This is a genomic window from Arthrobacter sp. NPDC057388, assembly GCF_042668165.1.
Classification (GTDB): domain Bacteria; phylum Actinomycetota; class Actinomycetes; order Actinomycetales; family Micrococcaceae; genus Arthrobacter.
In genome coordinates this window covers 80,470-96,265 of record NZ_JBHVBL010000004.1, presented here as the reverse complement: position 1 = coordinate 96,265, position 15,796 = coordinate 80,470, and the positions used below count along the sequence as shown (strand labels likewise).

The window sequence follows — 15,796 nt, the reverse complement described above, 5'->3', positions numbered from 1 at the left end:
TCCGATGCTAGGGCCGGACGTGAGGCAGCTCACGCTTGTGTAACCAGAGAAAGTTAAGTTCATTGCGTTCACGTTTCCGCCGTCGCACCGGGCAGCACACGGCGGGATTGCCCGGTAGCGTGTCAGGTATAGTTCACCCCACCCCCCGGAGCTACCAGAAAACCGGATCCACAGGAAGAAACAGCAGCGCATGACTCGACGGCGAGGAATGTCCCTTGCGGGGCAGTATCTTCGGCTGCAGCTCCTGATCGTGCTGGCCGTGCTGGTGGCCGTGGTGGCGATCTCGCTCGCACAGTCCGCGGCGGCTTTTGAGAGGATCGAAGGCCGGCAGGCCCTTTCAGCGGCCGAGACGCTGGCAGCCAATCCCGCGGTCCGCAGCCTGCTGCCTGACGCCCAGCCGCAGGGCAACTCCGTGCTCCCTTCGGTGTCCGAAGCGGTGCGCACGATTTCGGGCTCCTCCCAGGTGGCGCTCGCCCGCTCCGACCGGATTGTGGTGACGTCCTCGGACCCGTCCCAAAACGGCCGAGAGCTGGAACTCGGCGACAGCGCGGTGATGTCCGGGCGGGCCTGGACAGGGGTCGTCGGAACCGGTGCGGGCGAGGCCGTGGCGGCCCACGTTCCGGTCCTGGACAACGCCGGAAAAATGGTGGGGATCGCCGTCGTCGGCAGGAACTACCCCTCGGTTTTGGAACGGCTCGGTGACGCGGTCCCGAACCTGCTGACGTATCTGGGCGTCGCGAGCGTCCTGGGCGTGGCGGGTTCCCTGCTGCTGGCGCGGCGCGTCAAGCGGCAGACCCTGGGCATGGAACCGGACGAGATCACCGGCCTGGTGGAAAACCGGGAGGCGATGCTGCACGGGCTCAAGGAGGGCGTGGTGGCGCTGGACCCGCAGCAGCGGATCACGGTGGTCAACGACAGCGCGCGGAGCCTGCTCGGCCTGCCGCACGACTGCGTGGGAAAGGATCTGGGGAGCCTTGCCGTTCCGCCGGTGCTGCGCGAGGTTCTTACCGGGGACCAGCCGGGCCCCGACCGCCTCGTCCTGGTGGGGGAGAAGCTGCTGGTCCTGAACCGGATGCCGATGCGTTCGCACGGCCGGGTGATCGGCTCGGTCACCACCCTGCGGGACCGGACGGAGCTGGCTTCCCTGGAGCGTGAGCTGGGCACGACGCGGACGGCCACCGACACCCTCCGGGCGCAGGCCCACGAGTTTGCCAACCAGCTGCACACGATCTCGGGCCTGATCCAGATCGGGGAGTATGACGCCGTCGTCCAGTTCGTGAACGGCACCACGTCGAACCGGACCCGCCTGAACGACGAGGTGACCAGCAGGATCGGGGACCCCGCCCTGGCCGCCCTGCTCATCGCCAAGTCGAGCCTCGCCGCCGAGCGCGGGGTGGCCCTGCAGCTCGCTGAGGAATCCCGGCTGGGTAAGGTGGACGAGGAACTGTCCCGTGACCTGACCACCGTGGTGGGCAACCTGGTGGACAACGCACTGGACGCCGTCACCAACACCTCCGATGCGAAGGTTGAGGTGCTCATCGGGGATGACGACGGCGGCGTGCGGGTTGACGTGCGGGACTCGGGGCCGGGGGTCCCGGCGGAGGTCATGGATAACATCTTCCGGCAGGGGTTCAGTACCAAGAATTCGCCCGACGGCGGCCGCGGCTATGGTCTGGCGCTCGCCAGGGTGGTGTGCCAGCGCCGCGGAGGCAGGCTTACCGTGCGGAATGACCACGGTGCCGTGTTTACGGCAGTGCTGATGCGTAAGGGCAGTGCTCATGCGTAAGGGCGCTGCCGATGCTTACAGAGGAGCAGACGTGATCAACGTACTCATCGTCGACGACGATTTCATGGTGGCCAAGGTCCACGCCGGTTTTATCCAGCGCACGCCGGGGTTCTCCGTCGTCGGGGTTGCCCATACCGGTGCGCAGGCGGTGCTGGAGACCGGCCGGCTGCAGCCGGACCTGGTGCTCCTGGACATCCACCTGCCGGACATCAACGGCCTGGACCTGATGCACCAGCTGCGGGATGTGGCACCGGAGCTGGACGTGCTGGTGATCAGTGCTGCCCGCGAGGTGGAGACGGTGCGGAAGGCGCTGCGCGGCGGGATCGTGCACTACCTCATCAAGCCGTTTTCCCAGACCGACCTGCAGGAGCGCCTGGAGCATTACCGCAACACCTACCAGAGCCTGGCCTCGTCCAAGGACGTGGCGGAGCAGTCGGACGTCAACCGCGTTTTCGGGCTGGAGCGGGCGGAGCGTCCGCTGCCGAAGGGCTGCAGCGCCGAGACGCTCCAGGTGGTGGAGAAGGCGCTGCGCGGCGCCGACGGCGACGTCTCGGCCGCGGAACTGGCCGTGCAGGTGGGAACGTCGCGCGTCAGCGCGCGGCGTTATCTGGAGTACCTCAACGACGAGGGGCTGGTGGATGTGACCCTGAAGTACGGCGTCGGACGGCCTGAACGGCGGTATGTGTGGAAGGCCGGGTGACCGGGCCGCTGCTTCAGGGTGTGGCGGTCAGGGCCGCGCCCGGACTTCTTCGATGCCCTGCAGTGCGCTGACGGTGACCGCGTCGACGTCCGCAGTGCCGTCAACGCGCACCAGCAGGGCCCGCCGGCCGTAGCGTTCAATGACGGGCTCGGTTTCCTGCCGGTACAGCTCCAGCCGGTGGCGGATGACGTGCTCGGTATCGTCGCTGCGCCCCTCGGCTTCAGCGCGGAGCAGCAGCCGCCGGACGATCTCGTCGTCGCCGGCGGCAATTTCCACCACGGCATCGAGTTTCGTCCCGGTGGCGTCCAGTATGCCGTCGAGGTCGTTCATCTGGCTCACGGTGCGCGGGTAGCCGTCCAGGAGGAAGCCGTTCCTCGCATCGCGTTCGTGCAGCCGGTCCCGCAGCATGGCGGTGGTGAGGTTGTCCGGGACGAGGTTGCCGGCGTCGAGGAATTCCTTGATTTCCCGGCCCAGCGGGGAGCCGTTGGCGAGGTGGCTGCGGAACATGTCCCCGGTGGAGATCTCCGGGACGTGGAGCTGTCCGCTGAGCCGGCGCGCCTGGGTTCCTTTGCCGGAACCCGGCGGGCCGATGAGCAGGATGCGGGTCATGCTTTTGGTCCGATCTGCCGAGAAAGCACGCTTGGGCCCATTCTCCCGTGCGTCCCAGCCGCCTGCAATGGGCGGTTGCCGATGAGCCGGACGGTCCCGTTGGCGGTCCAGAGACGGTCAGATGCCGGCGGCGCGCTCCTCCAGGAGCTCCCGCGTGCGCTGGTTCCTCGCCAGCCCGGCCGCCGCAACGAATTCGGAGCGTGCTTCGTCGATCCGGCCGAGCCGGACCAGCAGTTCACCGCGGACACTGGGCAGCAGGTGCGTTCCGCGCAGCACACCTGCGGCTGCCAGCCCGTCCACGATCACCAACGCGGCCGCCGGTCCGGTAGCCATGGATACCGCCACTGCCCGGTTCAGCTCCACCACGGGGCTCGGCGCGATCCTCCCCAGGGCCTCATAGAGCAGGACGATGCGGTGCCAGTCGGTGTCGTCGACGCTTGGCGCCGACGAGTGGCATTCGGCGATCGCAGCCTGCAATGCGTAATTGCCGCGGCCCCGGCTAAGTGCATCGCAGCGGCGCAGGGCGGCGCGGCCCCGGCCGATCTGCGCGCGGTCCCACCGGGTCCGGTCCTGGTCCGCCAGCAGCACCGGAGACCCGCCTGGAGTGGTGCGGGCCGGGAAGCGGGACGCCTGGAACTCCATCAGGGCCACCAGCCCGTGGGCCTCCGGCTCGCGGGGAACCAGCCCGGCCAGGATGCGGCCGATCCGCAGGGCCTCCCTGGCGAGGTCGGGCCTGATCCAGGCCTCCCCCGTGGTGGCGGCGTACCCTTCCGTGAACATGAGGTAGACGACGCCGAGGACCGCTCCCAGCCGTGCGCCCCACTCGTTGGGCTCGGGAACCTCGAAGGGCACCTGAGCCGCCGCGAGTGTTTTCTTGGCCCGTACGATGCGCTGCTGCACCGTGGCGACGGGAACCAGGAACAGCCGGGCGATCTCCTCCGTCGTGAGGCCACCCACCACCCGCAGCGTCAGCGCCATCTGTGCCTCCCGGGAGAGGACCGGATGGCAGGCGGTGAACACGAGCCGGAGCACGTCGTCCTCCAGCGGAACCCAGGCCACGCCGTCGTCGTTTTCCAAATCCCGGGCCATGGCCCGGTACCGCACCTCGAGCCCTTCGGAACGCCGCCACGCGTCGATGGCCTTGCGTTTGGCGACGGCGGTGAGCCAGGCGGCGGGGTTGGCAGGCGTCCCGGATGCCGGCCATTGCACCAAAGCATCAGCAAGGGCTTCCTGGGCCAGGTCCTCGGCGAAACCCACGTCCCGGGTGGCGCGGGCGAGGGCCGCGACGATGCGCGCGCCCTCGATGCGCCACAGGGCATCAAGCCGGCGCCGGACCGCGGCTGCCTGCTCACGGTTCCCTGCCTGCTCACGGTTCCCTGCCGGCTCACTCACCGCCTGCTCCCCTCCCCGCCGGCTGACCTCGGCTCAGGCCTGGTTCAGCTCCTGGCGCCACACAGCTTCCTTCTTGATGTACTCGTTGTCGGCGAAATCGGCGAAGTCCTCTGCCTCGGCGATCCTGCGGACCTCGAGCTTCGACCCCGGACCGAGCGGGCAGCGGCTGGCCCACTCCTTGGCCTCCTCCTTGGAGGCCACCTGGACAATCCAGAAGCCGTTGAACAGCTCATGCGTTTCGCCGTAGGGGCCGTCCGTCACCACGGGCGGTTCATCGGAAAAGTCGACCACGAACGCCGAACCCTCCGACAGGTCGGTCAGCCCCTCGCCTGCGAGCATGACGCCTGCCTTGATGAGCTGTTCGTTGTAGGCGCCCATCTGGTTCAGGATCTCCTCGAACGGCACCTGCTTGGACGCTTCGATGGCTTCGTCCGTGGCGCGCATGATGAACATGTACTTCATGGTTCTCTCCTTGCCTTGACGTGGACGCCGTGTGCGTCCATCTACTCTTCCGTCGAACGGGACTTGCGGAAATCGACAGGTGGCCGAAGTTTTTCACGGCCAAATTTTCCGGGCCGGGAATCTTTTCAGGCAGTGCCGAAGGGATTGTCGATGGCGAACTTCCAGCCTTCGCGTCCTTTACGCAGGACGTCGGCAGTTTTGCCGTGAAGGTCCACGTTGCTGCCATCGGCGGCGGTGCCCCTGATGGCCCATTCGGCGATGGCGAGGGCGACGTCGCCGATGACGTACACATGGCGGGTGGTCATCCTGATGGGCAGCCCGGCCTGCAGGAATCCCATCATCGCGTTGACGCTGTCTTCGCCCGTGGTGGGCATGCCCGGCTGGGGAACAAACACGGCATCCGGCTCGAAGAACTCCAGCATTCCGTCAACGTCCCTGGCGTTGAAACGCGCAGCCCATGCCATGTGCAAAGCATGCGGATCCGTTATTCCCACGGGGCCCTCCCCACGACTCCATCGTCTGAGGTGGGCAATCTATCAGCAGCGGGCCGGGGAAGCCAGAGGGAAACTGCAGGCCGGCGGACCGCTGCCTGCTAGGCGCGCCGGCGCACCTCGATCTGGCCCTCGTTCACCCTGGCTTCGTAGCTGGGCTGGGGCGTGGTTGCCGGTCCGCGGACTATGTGGCCGTCGTCGAGCCGGAACGTGCTGCCGTGCCACGGACAGGTGACGCAGCCGTCCGCGATCGTACCTTCCTCGAGCGGACCTCCCATGTGGCTGCACACACTGTCCAGCGCCGTGATTCCGGCACCGGAGCGGTGCAGCAGGACCGAGACCTTGCCGGCGTCGACTTTGCGGTGCGCACCGTCCGCGAGCTCGGACTCCGGCAGTACAGGCGTCCACTGCCGGGGCCCCATCCTGCTTGCCGTCCTGTTGACGTTGACTCCGCTGCCGAAAACGAGGTGGCCGCCGAGGAAGCCGCCGAACATCAGGACCCCGAAGCCGGCCATCCCAAGAGCTTTACCGGCGGTCCGGTTGCCAGTGGCCCGTGCCGCGGCCGAGCATGAGAACAGGCAGAGCGCCGTACCGTTGGCGGCCGCATGGACGAGCCCCACGCGCCGTGACTTCCCTTGCGTGTCGGACCAGTCATTCAGGCCCGCCGCTGCGGTGGGGACGGCCGTTGCTATTCCCGCGGCCACCAGAACGTCGGCGGCCGGCTCGGCGGCGGGACCCCCGACGGCGTCCAGGAGCGTCGCCATGGTCCAGGCTCCAATGGGAAAGTCCGTTAGCACCGGATGCAGCGGGTGGCCCAGTGATGTGCCGCTGAGGGTGTTGCGGACAGCCCGCGGCTGGACGGCTTTCCCAACCGCCTTGGAGATGGCCGCGGCCGCCCCGTCCAGCCGGTCAAAGTGTTCAATGGCATCAACTAGCGCGTGCAACGGGTTCACGGCGGACTCCTTCGGCCTGGCGGTCAGGGCAGGTGGTCCACCAAAGTCTGCATCGCTGCGGACGCCATGACAAGGTGCCGGCGGGCCGGTCTCCGGTAACGTGATTTCACATGCCGCTGTCATCGCCCCGAATATCCCGCGACCCCGCTGCCCCCGTTTCCGAGGGGCTGGTGAAGCCGGCCATGGCGGGCATAGTGACAGCGCTTGTCGGCTTCACCTCGACGTTCGCCGTCGTCCTCTCCGGCCTTCGCGCCGTGGGCGCGAACCCCCAGCAGGCGTCGAGCGGCCTCCTGGCCCTTTGCCTGGTGGTCGGTGCCGGGGTGCTGTTCCTGACGTGGCGGAGCCGGCTTCCGGTGACCCTCGCCTGGTCAACTCCGGGGGCCGCCCTGCTGGCCGTTGCGGGAGTTCCCGACGGCGGCTGGCCGGCCGCCGTCGGCGCTTTCCTGGTGACCGGGGTGCTGATCGCCGTGACCGGGTTGGTCCGCCCCCTGGGCAGGCTCATCAGCAGTATCCCGGCACCCCTGGCGCAGGCCATGCTGGCCGGGGTTCTGCTGCCGTTGTGCCTGGCCCCGGTGGAGGCGCTGCAGACCGCGCCGCTGCTGGTGGTTCCGATCCTGCTGTGCTGGCTGCTGCTTTCAAAGTTCGCGCCCCGCTGGGCGGTTCCCGGCGCACTGGCCGTGGCACTCGCGGGCATCGTGGTGGAACTGGTTGTTGACGGCCGGGCCGTGGCGGCGGACGGCCTGCTGCCGGGGCTGGAGTGGACCGCTCCTGCCTGGTCGGTGGGTGCGGTGGCGGGCATCGCCCTGCCGCTGTACATCGTCACGATGGCGTCCCAGAACGTTCCCGGGGTGGCGGTGCTGGGGTCCTTCGGCTACCGGGCGCCGTGGCGGGCTTCCATGCTGGTCACCGGCGCCGGAACGCTGCTTGCCGCGCCGTTCGGCGGGCACGCCGTCAACCTTGCCGCGCTCAGCGCCGCGCTGGCAGCGGGGGAGGAGGCCGGCGCGGACCGGGGCCGGCGCTGGGTGGCGGGCTTTGTCTCAGGACTGGCGTACCTGCTCCTGGGCGCCTTCTCCGCCGGACTCGCCGCCCTCGTGGCTGCGGCTCCGGCAGGGGTGCTGGAAGCCGTGGCCGGGCTCGCCCTGCTGGGCACGCTCGCCGGGTCCGCCGCGTCGGCCCTTGCGGAACCGGGCGAGCGGACGGGCGCCGTGGTGACCTTCCTCGTGGCCGCGTCGGGGCTGAGCTTCCTGGGCATCGGGGCAGCGTTCTGGGCCCTGCTGGCGGGGCTGCTGGTCCGGGAGGTCCTCAAGGCCCGGAAGAAGCCGCAGGGCAAAGCCGCTGGTTAATTCCCCGCTGCCCGCTGCGTCCTGTGTTCGGCGGCCGGGTAAACGCCCAAAATCCACACTTCCGTGGTGAAGAAGTCCAGTTCCTCCAGAGCCAGGCTGAGCGGCAGATCCTCGGGGTGCCCTTCGACGTCTGCCATGAACATCGTGGCGGCAAACTCGTTCCCTACCATGTAGCTTTCGAGGCGCGTCATGTTCACCCCGTTCGTGGCGAAGCCGCCCAGGGCCTTGTAGAGGGCGGAGGGGACGTTCCGCACACGGAACACGAAGCTGGTGACTGCCGGGCCGGGCAATGCCTCCCGGGCCGGCAGCTCGGTTTCCCGGGCCAGGACCACGAAGCGGGTGGTGTTGGAGGGGTCATCCTCCACCGCGGAGGCCAGAACTTCCAGGCCGTACAGTTCGGCGGCGAGCGGCGGCGCGAGGGACAGCTTGGTGGGATCGTTCCACTCGCGCACCTCGCGGGCCGAACCGGCCGTGTCACCGGCGATCACGGGTTTGAGTCCGGCCTCACGGATCAGCTTCCGGCACTGGCCCAGGGCATGAATATGACTGTGGACCTCGGTGGCGCCCTCGATGGTGCTGCCCGGGATGCCGAGCAGGTCGAAGTGGATGGGCAGGAAGAACTCACCCACGATCTGCAGGCCGGAGTGCGGCAGCAGCAGGTGGATGTCAGCCACCCGGCCGGCGATGGAGTTCTCGATCGGGATCATGGCCAGATCCGTCGCGCCGCTGGACACCAGCTCGAAGGCATCCTCGAAACTGGCGCAGGGAACGCTCTCCAGTTCCGGGAACATCTGCTTGCAGGCGATATCTGAGTTGGCGCCGGGCTCACCCTGGAACGCAATTTTCTGGGCCATGTTCCGTATGATGTCACGCCCGGCGCCAGCTAATCCAAACAGCGCCAGCTAACCCAAGCAGCGCCAGCTAATCCAAACAGCGACGCCTATTGCAGGCAGCGCAGCCTAGTTCAGGCGGCGCCGGGTCACGCGAGAAGAGCTGCTACCTCTTCGCGTAGTCGGAGAACCCCTGCCAGTCGATCACCACGCAGGCTTCATCGCCCACGGTCCAGGCGTCATGTCCGGGCGGAATGATGGCGAAGTCACCGGGCCCGTACTCCATCTCCTCGCCGTCATCCATGACCACTTTCATCCGGCCGGAGACGAAGTAGCCCTTATGGGCAGCCTGGCAGCTGTCCGTCTTGGCGATGGGTTTCACGTGCTGCGACCAACGCCAGCCTGCCTCGAACGTGGCACGGCCCACGCCGCCGCCTTCCATGTGCACCAGCTGGAGCTGGCCTTTGCCGTCCTCAAACGGCCGGGTCTCCTCGGGGGAGTCGAAACTCTTGCGGATTAGACCTGGCATCTTAACCTCCTGTAGTGGATTTCCTGCTCCTGGGATGAAGGCTTGGAATGCAGATGCCGCTGTCTGCTACGCCACTTTGTAGGCCCGCCGGACTGTCATGTCAAGGCCCCGCACCCCTCAGGCGGCAGGTCAAAGCGGAAGCTAAGGGGTCTGTGTCCCCTGGTCCAGCAGCTGCCGCAGCGTTCTCAACGCCCCGAGCGCACGGTGACTGACCAGTGCGGGGGAAATACCCAGCTGTGTTGCCGCTTCGGCCACTGTGAGGCGGCTGTAGTGCAGAGCCAGCAGGACGTCCCGGTGCTCCATGTCGAGCATCATCAGGGCCGCGCTGACGCGGAGCGCGGCCGGATCGCTCTGGGCATAGACCATGGAGACAGGCTGTCGCCGCGTCCTTCGAGATTCCTGACGGCGGGCACCCCCAAATGGGGCGCCCCGCCGTTGCACGGGCCCTTACTGGGCGGCGTCGAACCCCGCGAGCAGGCGGCGTGATGCGGTCTGCATGTGGGAGCGCATTGTCGCCGTAACAGCGGCCGGGTCATGGGCTTCGAGCGCGATGAAGATTTCGCGGTGTTCCTTGAGCGCCGCCGCGGCATGGCCTTCGTCGGTGAGGGCGCGGTCAACCCAGATACGAAGCAGTGACCGGATGCTTTGCAGCAGTTCCCGGAGTACGTCGTTGCCTGAGCCGGCGGCGATCTCACGGTGGAATGCGGCGTCGGCCTCGACAAACGCGGCCAGGTCGTCGAGGTTGTCCTCCATGGTCTGCAGGTTGGCGCGCATGCGGTCGAGCGCCGCGTCGTCGATGCGCTCCGCGGCGAGCTGCGCGGCCTGCACCTCAAGTCCGCTCCTGAGCTCCACGAGCTCGCGGGTGCGCGGCGCGCCCAGCATCAGGCCCCAGCTCAGCGTCCGCGGCAGAAGTTCCGAGACGCCGTCGCGGAGATACGTCCCGGAGCCTGGCCGCACAATCACAATGCCCAGGATCTCCAGGGCCGCCAATGCTTCGCGGACAGCCGAGCGCCCCACGCCAAGGGACGCGGCAAGGGTCCGTTCGGCAGGAAGCCTGGTGCCCGCTGCTATGTCTCCGCTGGTGAAGTAGGCCAGCAGGCGTTCCGCGACCTCGGACACCACCGACCCCTGTTCCATGGGGCCAAGGGCGGCGCTGATCTTGGCCACAGCGGCCGGGGAGTTTTGGGACATCTTCACAGGGTAGCAACCGGCTGACCAATTTTCGGCGGGGAAAGACGAAAAGCAACTAAATCCGTCAACCGGTTGACCAATTTGCCTTTCGAGCCGTATGGTTGATCTCACACGCTTTAGCCAATGCCGGTCTCCTTCCGGCGACGGTATTGAGACAACCCCCAAAGCCTCCAGAGCAGGGCGCTGGCCGGGGATACCAACATCTAGGAGTCAATGTGGACACCACACAATCGGTGGTCGAACGATCTGCAATCAGGAAGGTAGCGATCCGGCTGGTGCCGTTCGTCGCGCTGATGTTCTTCATCAACTACCTCGACCGCACGGCCATCTCCTTTGCCGGCCCCAACGGCATGAACACGGACCTCGCCCTCTCCGCGGCGCAGTTCGGCTTCGCTTCCGGCGTCTTTTTCATCGGCTACATCCTGCTCGAGGTCCCCAGCAACCTGGCCCTGCACAAGTTCGGTGCACGCCGCTGGCTTGCCCGCATCATGGTCAGCTGGGGCATCGTCTCGCTCCTGTTCACCTGGGTTGGCAACGTTGAGCAGCTTTACATCCTGCGCTTCATCCTCGGTGTGGCCGAGGCCGGCTTCTTCCCGGGCGCCATTCTCTTCCTGAGCCTCTGGGTTCCGGCCCGGCACCGCAGCAAGATCCTCGCCCTCTTCTACCTGGCCCAGCCGCTGACCACGGTCATCGGGGCGCCCCTGGCTGGCCTGCTCATCCAGCAGCATGGGCTCTTTGGCCTCGCCGGCTGGCGCGTCATGTTCTTCGGTGTTGCTCTTCCGGCGATCATCATCGGCGTCATCGCCTGGTTCTACCTGGCAGATTCCCCGGCAAAGGCCAAGTGGCTCACCACCGAGGAAAAGACCTGGCTGACCGGCGCCCTGGAGAAGGAAAAGAACGAGACCGTCGCCAGCAACAAGCACGTCAGCGTCCGCACCGTCTTCGGCAACGGCCGCGTCTGGGTGCTCTCGGCGATCTACTTCGGCTTCATCTACGGCCTCTACGCCCTCGGGTTCTTCCTGCCCACCATCATCTCCGGCTTCGAAGGCATCTACGGCACCAAGTTCGATGTTTTCCAGAAGGGGCTCATCACCGCGATCCCGTACCTCCCGGCAGCCTTTGCCCTGTACTTCTGGTCCAAGGACGCCACCAAGCGGGGCGTCAAGACCTGGCACATTGCGGTCCCTGCCCTGGTGGGCGGCCTGAGCATCCCGCTGGCCCTGTTCGCCGGCTCGCCGGCAGCCACGATTGCCGTCATCACCATCACGGCCATGTCCATCTTCGCTGCGCTGCCCAACTTCTGGACTGTCCCCACCCAGTTCCTCACCGGGGCAGCGGCCGCCGCCGGTATCGCCCTGATCAACACCATGGGCAACCTGGCAGGTTTCAGCGCCGGCTACATCACCGGCTGGCTCAAGGACTGGACCGGCAGCTACACCGTTCCGATGATCGTCGTGGGCGGCTTCATGCTCCTGTCCTGCATCCTCATGGTGGCACTGAGCCGCTCCGGCAAGGTCAGTGAGGGCGTCGCTGCCGAGGCACTGGACCCCGCGGGCGCCGGACACCACTCCGAGCCGTAGAAAAACCCATAGCCGGTTGCGCCCTCTGCCATTGGAGGGCGCAACCCACCAACCGATCCTCCATGCCCAGTCGCCAGCCATCAGTCCCCAGGAGAAACCGCAATGACCCGCCTGTTCAATGAACCCGCAGCGTTTGCTGATGAGATGATCGAGGGCTTTGTTGCCTCGCATGGCCGGTGGGTCCGTCGCGTTAGCGGTGGTGTGGCCCGCAGCACGAGGAGCACTGCGGAGACGGTGGCCCTGGTGATCGGCGGCGGCTCGGGGCACTACCCGGCGTTCGCGGGTCTGGTGGGCCAGGGCCTGGCGCACGGCGCGGCGATGGGCAATCTGTTCGCCTCCCCCTCGGCCCAGCAGGTTTACAGCGTGGCCAAGGCCGCGAACAACGGCGGCGGCGTGCTGCTGGGGTACGGCAATTACGCCGGCGATGTCCTGCACTTCACCCAGGCGCAGGACAAGCTCCGCGCCGAAGGGATCGACTGCCGCAGCATCGCGGTGACCGACGACGTTTCCTCCGCCCCGCTGGCCGAGCGGCACAAACGGCGCGGCATCGCCGGGGACCTGACGGTCTTCAAGGTCGCCGCGGCCGCCGCGGAGGCAGGGCATTCGCTGGACGCCGTCGTCGACATTGCCGGACGCGCCAATGACCGGACCCGTTCGTTCGGCGTCGCGTTCACCGGCTGCACTCTCCCGGGTGCGGAGAAGCCGCTCTTCACCGTCCCGGAGGGCCGGATGGCCGTGGGCATGGGCATCCACGGCGAACCCGGCATCGACGAAACAGGCATTCCGACGGCGGATGAGCTCGCCGGGCTGCTGGTGGGCAAGCTCCTCACCGAGGTCCCCGAGGGCGTGGAAGCCAGGGGTGCGCGGGTGGTGCCGATCCTGAACGGCCTGGGCTCGGTGAAATACGAGGAACTGTTCGTGGCGTACCGCCGCGTCGCCCAGCTCCTGGCCGAGGCCGGGGTGGAGGCCGTGGACCCGCAGGTCGGCGAACTGGTCACCAGCTTCGACATGGCCGGCACCTCGCTGACGCTATTCTGGCTCGACGCCGAACTCGAAGAACTCTGGAACGCCCCGTGTGACGCGCCGGCCTTCCGCCGCGGCGCCGTCACCGCGCAGGCCCTCACCGCGGACGAACTGTCTGCCACGGACACCGAAACCACGGTGATCCCGGACGCCACGGACGAGTCCCGCGCCGCTGCCGTGCGGGTCCTGGCCGCCCTCGGCGCCGCGAAGGACGTCATCGACGCGAACGTCGAGGAACTGGGCCGCATCGATGCGATCGCCGGCGACGGCGACCACGGCATCGGCATGGAGCGCGGTGTCCGCGCAGCCGTCGAAGCCGCAACGGACGCCGTCGAACGCGGTGCCGGCGCCGCCACCACCCTGCACCTGGCTGCGGACGCCTGGGCCGACCGGGCCGGCGGCACCTCCGGTGCGCTATGGGGCATGGCCCTGCGCGCGGTCGGGGACGCCATCGGCAACAGCAGCATTCCCGACGGCGGCGCTGTCGCCGCCGGGGTGGCGGAAGCCGCCGCTTCGATCATGGGCTTTGGCAAGGCCAAGGTGGGCGACAAGACCCTCGTGGACGTGCTGGTTCCGTTCCGCGACGCCCTGTCCGCCGCCGTCGGCACCGGCCAGTCCCTCACCGACGCCTGGGGCACGGCAGCCACCGCGGCCCAGCAGGCCGCGGAGGAAACCGCCAACCTGCTGCCCCTGATGGGCCGGGCCCGCCCGCACGCCGAGAAGAGCCTGGGCACGCCGGACGCCGGCGCCGTGTCCATGGCGCTGATCGTCCGCGCCATCCACAACACCCTCGTAGAAAACGTCGAAAAGACAACCCTGAAGGAGAACGCATGAGCGCCAAACTGCGCCTGGTCATCGGTTCCGACGACGCCGGATTCGAGTACAAGGAAGCCCTGAAGGCGGACCTGGAAGCGTCCGACCGCGTCGAGTCCGTGACCGACGTCGGGGTGGACGCCACCAGCCACACCCCGTACCCGTCCGTGGCCATCGCCGCCGCAGAACTCATCGCCGCCGGCAAGGCCGACCGGGCCCTGCTGGTCTGCGGCACCGGCCTGGGCGTCGCGATCGCGGCGAACAAGGTCCCCGGCGTCCGCGCCGTCACCGCGCACGACTCCTTCTCCGTTGAACGTTCCATCCTGTCCAACAACGCCCAGGTCCTCACCATGGGCCAGCGCGTCATCGGCCTGGAACTCGCCCGCCGCCTCGCCAGGGAATGGCTCACCTACACCTTCGACGAAACCTCCGCCTCCGCAGAGAAAGTCACCCTGATTAAGGACTACGAAGGTGTCACTTCCTGCTAACAAGCCTTCCCAGCCCGGCGCGGCGACGCCCAAGGCGATCATCGGCGTGAGCCTGAAGATGTACTTCGGCTACGAGCGCACCCTGGACTGGTGCCGGGACGTGGCCCGGATCGCCTCGGCCCACCCGGCCGTGCGCAGCGGCGACATTGAACTGTTCGCCCTGCCGGCCCACCCGGTCCTGCCCGAGTGCGCGCGGATCCTCTCCGCCGCCGGGGCCGCGGCCGGGGCCCAGGACATTTTCTGGGAGGACGAGGGAGCCTTCACCGGCGAGGTCAGCGGCAAGATGGTGGCCGAAACCGGCGGCCGGTACGCCGAGGTGGGCCACGCCGAACGGCGCCGCATCTTCGGTGAGGACGACGACGTGATCGGGCTCAAGACCGCTGCGGCCTACCGCAACGGCCTCACCCCGGTGCTGTGCGTGGGCGAACCCGGCCGCGGGACCGCGGCGGACGCCGTCAAGCACTGCGTCCGCGAAATCGACGCCGTCCTGAACCGCGCGGGCAGCCTCGGCAACCCCGGCCGGACCATTGTGGCGTACGAACCCCAGTGGGCCATCGGCGCCCCCGAGCCGGCCTCCCCGGAGTTCATCACCGAAGTCATCACCGGACTGGACGCCCACCTGCGCAGCCGCCCCGGCCAGGAAGACAGCCGGGTCATTTACGGCGGCAGCGCCGGACCGGGCCTGATCAGCCAGCTCGGCCCCGCCGTCACCGGACTGTTCCTGGGCCGCTTCGCCCACAACCCCGCAGCCGTGCGGGACATCCTGGATGAAGCCGCAGCACGGCTGGAAACCATGGAGGTGGCGGCATGAGCAGGATAGGGCTCAGCAGCTACGCGTTCTTCTGGCAGCTCTCGGACCGGGTCTCCCGGCCGCTGAGCATCCACGAAGCGCTGGAGCGGACCGCGGAACTGGGCGTGGACCTGTTCCAGATCTGCGACTACGCGCCGCTGGAAACCATGACCGACGACGAACTGCAGGCCGTGCGGGCCACCGCGGATTCCCTCGGGATCAGCCTGGAACTGGGCACCAAGGGCATCCGGCCCGAACACCTCCGGAAGTTCCTGCACATCGCCAGAATCCTGGGCGCACCCCTGCTGCGGACCATGTTCAACACCCCCGGGCACACCCCGACAGCGGACGAAGCGGTGGACATCTTCACCCAGGTCCTGCCCGAGTTCAAGGCAGCCGGCGTGAAGATCGCCATCGAGACGTACGAACAGGTCCCCACGTCCAGGATCCTGGAGGTCGTGGACCGGGTCGGAAGCCTGTACCTGGGCGTGTGCAGCGACCCGGCCAACACCGTGGCGGCCCTGGAGTCGCCGCGTGAGGTGATTGACGCCGTCGCACCCCACGTAATGAACATGCACATCAAAGACTTTGCGTTCAGCCGCAAGGAGGGATGGGTCGGATTCACCTACTCCGGTGCGCCGCTCGGGCAAGGACTCCTGGACTACGACTACATGGTCCGGAAGCTTCAGCCCAAAGAAAGAAACATCAACCAGATCGTCGAACACTGGCTGCCGTGGCAGGACTCCGAGGACGAAACCATCCGCCTCGAAAACCAGTGGACCAAGCAAAGCCTCGATTTCCTAAGGAGCAAATGAA

The 15,796-nt window shown here is 67.7% G+C and carries 17 protein-coding genes; 8 read left to right on the top strand and 9 right to left on the bottom strand.

What is annotated here, in order from left to right; genetic code table 11:
- Window positions 1–208: 208 nt before the first annotated feature.
- The gene (locus ACFUTU_RS03275; RefSeq protein WP_377960751.1) at window positions 209–1,786 is read left to right on the top strand and encodes an ATP-binding protein; all 1,578 of its coding nucleotides are present in this window, start codon (window positions 209–211) and stop codon (window positions 1,784–1,786) included.
- 31 nt (window positions 1,787–1,817) lie between these two features.
- Window positions 1,818–2,486, top strand: coding sequence for a response regulator (locus ACFUTU_RS03270; RefSeq protein ID WP_377960585.1), 669 nt, complete (start codon window positions 1,818–1,820; stop codon window positions 2,484–2,486).
- A 27-nt stretch (window positions 2,487–2,513) separates the two neighbouring features.
- Here ACFUTU_RS03270 and ACFUTU_RS03265 read toward each other — a convergent pair whose 3' ends face one another.
- The 5 genes from ACFUTU_RS03265 to ACFUTU_RS03245 form a co-directional block, all read right to left on the bottom strand.
- A complete protein-coding gene (locus ACFUTU_RS03265) occupies window positions 2,514–3,095 on the bottom strand; it encodes an adenylate kinase (protein ID WP_377960583.1) in 582 nt (193 codons plus the stop codon).
- A 117-nt stretch (window positions 3,096–3,212) separates the two neighbouring features.
- Window positions 3,213–4,487, bottom strand: coding sequence for an RNA polymerase sigma factor (locus ACFUTU_RS03260; RefSeq protein WP_377960581.1), 1,275 nt, complete (start codon window positions 4,485–4,487; stop codon window positions 3,213–3,215).
- Between the two features lie 33 nt (window positions 4,488–4,520).
- On the bottom strand, window positions 4,521–4,949 hold the full coding sequence (locus ACFUTU_RS03255) for a YciI family protein (RefSeq protein ID WP_377960579.1): 429 nt from the start codon (window positions 4,947–4,949) through the stop codon (window positions 4,521–4,523).
- A 125-nt stretch (window positions 4,950–5,074) separates the two neighbouring features.
- Complete coding sequence (locus ACFUTU_RS03250; protein ID WP_377960577.1) at window positions 5,075–5,413, bottom strand: YybH family protein; 339 nt, start codon at window positions 5,411–5,413, stop codon at window positions 5,075–5,077.
- A 128-nt stretch (window positions 5,414–5,541) separates the two neighbouring features.
- A complete protein-coding gene (locus tag ACFUTU_RS03245; RefSeq protein WP_377960575.1) occupies window positions 5,542–6,393 on the bottom strand; it encodes a Rieske 2Fe-2S domain-containing protein in 852 nt (283 codons plus the stop codon).
- Window positions 6,394–6,503: 110 nt separating this feature from the next.
- On the opposite strand from ACFUTU_RS03245, the gene ACFUTU_RS03240 reads away from it, so the two are divergent.
- Window positions 6,504–7,736, top strand: coding sequence for a benzoate/H(+) symporter BenE family transporter (locus ACFUTU_RS03240; RefSeq protein WP_377960573.1), 1,233 nt, complete (start codon window positions 6,504–6,506; stop codon window positions 7,734–7,736).
- On the opposite strand, the gene ACFUTU_RS03235 is transcribed toward ACFUTU_RS03240, so the two are convergent.
- From ACFUTU_RS03235 to ACFUTU_RS03220, 4 genes are all read right to left on the bottom strand, one after another.
- Entirely contained in the window at window positions 7,733–8,590 is an 858-nt protein-coding gene (locus tag ACFUTU_RS03235) for a prephenate dehydratase (protein ID WP_377960571.1), read from the bottom strand. The genes ACFUTU_RS03240 and ACFUTU_RS03235 overlap by 4 nt on opposite strands.
- Window positions 8,591–8,732: 142 nt before the next feature.
- The gene (locus ACFUTU_RS03230; protein ID WP_377960569.1) at window positions 8,733–9,095 is read right to left on the bottom strand and encodes a cupin domain-containing protein; all 363 of its coding nucleotides are present in this window, start codon (window positions 9,093–9,095) and stop codon (window positions 8,733–8,735) included.
- Window positions 9,096–9,236: 141 nt separating this feature from the next.
- Window positions 9,237–9,461 carry a hypothetical protein gene (locus ACFUTU_RS03225; RefSeq protein ID WP_377960567.1) on the bottom strand — a complete coding sequence of 75 codons (225 nt, stop codon included), beginning with the start codon at window positions 9,459–9,461 and terminating at the stop codon, window positions 9,237–9,239.
- An 81-nt stretch (window positions 9,462–9,542) separates the two neighbouring features.
- Window positions 9,543–10,286 carry a FadR/GntR family transcriptional regulator gene (locus ACFUTU_RS03220; protein WP_377960748.1) on the bottom strand — a complete coding sequence of 248 codons (744 nt, stop codon included), beginning with the start codon at window positions 10,284–10,286 and terminating at the stop codon, window positions 9,543–9,545.
- A 215-nt stretch (window positions 10,287–10,501) separates the two neighbouring features.
- On the opposite strand from ACFUTU_RS03220, the gene ACFUTU_RS03215 reads away from it, so the two are divergent.
- From ACFUTU_RS03215 to ACFUTU_RS03195, 5 genes are all read left to right on the top strand, one after another.
- On the top strand, window positions 10,502–11,866 hold the full coding sequence (locus ACFUTU_RS03215; RefSeq protein WP_377960565.1) for an MFS transporter: 1,365 nt from the start codon (window positions 10,502–10,504) through the stop codon (window positions 11,864–11,866).
- A 102-nt stretch (window positions 11,867–11,968) separates the two neighbouring features.
- Window positions 11,969–13,723, top strand: a complete 1,755-nt coding sequence (locus tag ACFUTU_RS03210) for a dihydroxyacetone kinase family protein (protein ID WP_377960563.1) — start codon at window positions 11,969–11,971, stop codon at window positions 13,721–13,723.
- A complete protein-coding gene (locus ACFUTU_RS03205; protein ID WP_377960561.1) occupies window positions 13,720–14,190 on the top strand; it encodes a ribose-5-phosphate isomerase in 471 nt (156 codons plus the stop codon). Before ACFUTU_RS03210 ends, ACFUTU_RS03205 begins: the two co-directional genes overlap by 4 nt.
- Window positions 14,174–15,001 carry a triose-phosphate isomerase family protein gene (locus ACFUTU_RS03200; protein WP_377960559.1) on the top strand — a complete coding sequence of 276 codons (828 nt, stop codon included), beginning with the start codon at window positions 14,174–14,176 and terminating at the stop codon, window positions 14,999–15,001. The genes ACFUTU_RS03205 and ACFUTU_RS03200 overlap by 17 nt, the downstream gene beginning before the upstream one ends.
- Window positions 14,998–15,795 (top strand): sugar phosphate isomerase/epimerase family protein, encoded by a 798-nt coding sequence (locus ACFUTU_RS03195; RefSeq protein WP_377960557.1) that lies wholly within the window; start codon window positions 14,998–15,000, stop codon window positions 15,793–15,795. Before ACFUTU_RS03200 ends, ACFUTU_RS03195 begins: the two co-directional genes overlap by 4 nt.
- Window position 15,796 lies beyond the last annotated feature (1 nt).

Bases quoted from the DNA above. Each gene is read 5' to 3' on its own strand.
- ACFUTU_RS03220 (WP_377960748.1), bottom strand. From the start codon at position 10,286: ATGTCCCAAAACTCCCCGGCCGCTGTGGCCAAGATCAGCGCCGCCCTT.
- ACFUTU_RS03225 (WP_377960567.1), bottom strand. From the start codon at position 9,461: ATGGTCTATGCCCAGAGCGATCCGGCCGCGCTCCGCGTCAGCGCGGCC.
- ACFUTU_RS03250 (WP_377960577.1), bottom strand. From the start codon at position 5,413: ATGGCATGGGCTGCGCGTTTCAACGCCAGGGACGTTGACGGAATGCTG.
- ACFUTU_RS03240 (WP_377960573.1), top strand. From the start codon at position 6,504: ATGCCGCTGTCATCGCCCCGAATATCCCGCGACCCCGCTGCCCCCGTT.
- ACFUTU_RS03235 (WP_377960571.1), bottom strand. From the start codon at position 8,590: ATGGCCCAGAAAATTGCGTTCCAGGGTGAGCCCGGCGCCAACTCAGAT.
- ACFUTU_RS03230 (WP_377960569.1), bottom strand. From the start codon at position 9,095: ATGCCAGGTCTAATCCGCAAGAGTTTCGACTCCCCCGAGGAGACCCGG.
- ACFUTU_RS03195 (WP_377960557.1), top strand. From the start codon at position 14,998: ATGAGCAGGATAGGGCTCAGCAGCTACGCGTTCTTCTGGCAGCTCTCG.
- ACFUTU_RS03205 (WP_377960561.1), top strand. From the start codon at position 13,720: ATGAGCGCCAAACTGCGCCTGGTCATCGGTTCCGACGACGCCGGATTC.
- ACFUTU_RS03255 (WP_377960579.1), bottom strand. From the start codon at position 4,949: ATGAAGTACATGTTCATCATGCGCGCCACGGACGAAGCCATCGAAGCG.
- ACFUTU_RS03210 (WP_377960563.1), top strand. From the start codon at position 11,969: ATGACCCGCCTGTTCAATGAACCCGCAGCGTTTGCTGATGAGATGATC.
- ACFUTU_RS03265 (WP_377960583.1), bottom strand. From the start codon at position 3,095: ATGACCCGCATCCTGCTCATCGGCCCGCCGGGTTCCGGCAAAGGAACC.
- ACFUTU_RS03275 (WP_377960751.1), top strand. From the start codon at position 209: ATGTCCCTTGCGGGGCAGTATCTTCGGCTGCAGCTCCTGATCGTGCTG.